Here is a 2,434-nt window from a genome sequence, read left to right as displayed (position 1 = left end):
GTCGACGGCGGCGGCGTCGGCCAGCGCGCCCTCGTGCAGGTGGCCCATTGCGCCACCCCGGACGCTGGTGCCCTCGCGGGTACCCAGCGCGACCTCGATCGTGACGTGCTTGACCCATCCTTCGCCGAGCTCCCAGGTCTTGGTCACCCGCTCGGCGATGGCCGCGGGCCGCTTACCGGACGGACCCAGGATCGTGCGCAACTGGTCGTTGATCGCGTCGGAAAGCACTGGACCGTAAGGCTTGTAGGTGCGGGCCAGCTTGGTGACCTGAACGCGCAGCCCGGCCAGGTCGGCTTCGGCGGCGCCGTCGATGGCGCCCAGGTTCAGCTCTGAACCAAGGTCGACCAGCAACTGGTTGCGCCGCGAGGAGGCACCGTCGGTGATGGACTCGATAGAGTCCAGCTCCTCGATCTGGTCGATGCGCATCTTGGCCGACAGCGCAATCAACGCCAGCGTCGCGTCGGCGGCATCGAACCCGATGTCATCGGGCCTTGGAGCACCGGACGGAGCCACCGCGGGAGCGGTGGCGACGGCAGGCGCGACGTCAGGGCCGGGCGCGCCTTCCGACGCGACAGCGTCGGACTCCTCGACCTCCAGAACGTCGTCGGGCTCGGGGTCGGTGTCAGTGGCGAACAGCACCGCGGCATCGCGCTCAGCGTTGAGCACTTCGACTGTGCTGTGGGCATACTCGGGCAGCTTGAGGGTATTGGTGGCCAGCCCGGCGACCGTCGGCGCGGACTTCACACCAATCTCGACGAACCGCTCCACTCCCAGTCCGCCGGCGGCTTCCTCGGTGAACAGCAGATCCTGGGTTTCGATCCACCGCACCGGGCTGGCGAACTGCCAGGCCAACAGCTCGATGATCAGTGTGCGCGCCAAGTCGAACGGGCGCTCGTTGCGCCAGTAGTCGTAGTTCTCGAGGATCTCGTCCAACGGCTCGGCCGGCACCAGATCCCGGATCTCCTGGATGAAGTCGCGGTCCAGACTGAACGGCCGCGGCACCAAGTTCGGGATGTAGCGCCCGATGATCACCTCAGGGTCTTTGCCCCGCGGCATAGCCCGTTCCAGCGAGCGACGGAAGTCGGCGACGCCGACCCGCAGCACTTCGGAGTGGAACGGCACGTCGATGCCCGGCACCAGGATGAACGACCGCTTGCCGCCGGTGATTTCGCGTCGGCGCTCCACCTCTTCTTCGAGGGCCTCCAGGCCATGGACCGTGCCCGCGATCGCGTACTGCGCGCCGCGCAGGTTGAAGTTGACGATCTGCAGGAACTCCCCGGTGCGCCGAGAGATCTCCTCGACAAACTCCGGCACGTCGGCATCGTCGAGATCGATCTGCGACGGCCGGATCGCGGCCAGCCGGTAGTTGGACCGGCCGAGCTCATCGCGCGGCACGATGTCATGCATGTTCGACCCGCGCTGAAACACCGTCTCCAGCAACGCTTCCAGCCCGTAGATATCGCTCACACAGGCCAGCGCCGTGTACTCACCGACGGAGTGACCGCACGCGATCGCGTCTTCCACGAAGGCGCCCTGCTCCCGCATCTCGGCGACCTGCGCCGCGGCCACCGTCGCCATGGCGACCTGAGTGAACTGGGTGAGATACAGCACGCCCTCGGGGTGTTGGTAGTGCACGCCGCTGGCGATCAGGCTGGTCGGGTTGTCCCGCACGACGTGCAGGATCGAGAAGCCAAGGGTCCCGCGGGTGTACTTGTCCGCGTCGTCCCACACCTTGCGGGCGGCCTTGGAACGAGCCCGGACGTCCATGCCCATGCCCTTATGCTGGATCCCCTGGCCGGGGAACGCGTAGACCGTCTTCGGCGCGGCGAGCCGTGCCGTGGCCGACATCACCAAGTCGGAGCCGATGCGGGCAGCAACCTCCAAAACCTCTGCACCCTGGTCGATTCCGACACGGTCAACGCGGAAGTCCACTTCGTCACCGGGTCGCACCATGCCCAGGAAGCGGGCCGTCCAGCCGATCAGCCGAGCCGGCGGCCGGGCCTGACCGTCGGTGGCGGTGACGACATGTTGCGCGGCGGCCGACAGCCACATGCCGTGCACGATCGGCGATTCCAAGCCGGCCAGCAGCGCGGCGGCCCGGTCGGTGTGGATCGGGTTGTGATCTCCGGACACCACCGCGAACGGCCGCATGTCGACCGGCGCGGTGAGCGTGACGTCGCGGCGGCGACGCCGCGGGGTGTCGGTGGCGTTCTCCGACACCGCGCCGCCTGCCCGCAGCGGATCGGTCAACTCGGCGGCCCCGGTGCGACCACGGATCGCGAACCGCTCCTCCATGGTGGCCAGCACGGTGCGATCGGCTGAGGCAACCGTCACCGAGATCGGAACGACGCGGCCGACTTCGGTGTCGGTAGCCACCGAAGCCGTTGCGGTGACCGTCAACTCGGCCGGCACGCTGGGCAGGCCGGCGACCAGG

At 68.2% G+C, this 2,434-nt stretch carries 1 protein-coding gene; it reads right to left on the bottom strand.

The window, feature by feature from the left end; genetic code table 11:
* On the bottom strand, nucleotides 1-2,434 hold a 2,434-nt coding region (locus WAN02_RS18305), incomplete at both ends, for an acyltransferase domain-containing protein (protein WP_422265663.1).

The sequence above is a fragment of the Mycobacterium sp. genome, from assembly GCF_049281135.1.
Lineage (GTDB): Bacteria > Actinomycetota > Actinomycetes > Mycobacteriales > Mycobacteriaceae > Mycobacterium.
The sequence above is the reverse complement of the archived record's forward strand: the minus strand, read 5'-3'. Positions and strand labels throughout refer to the sequence as shown.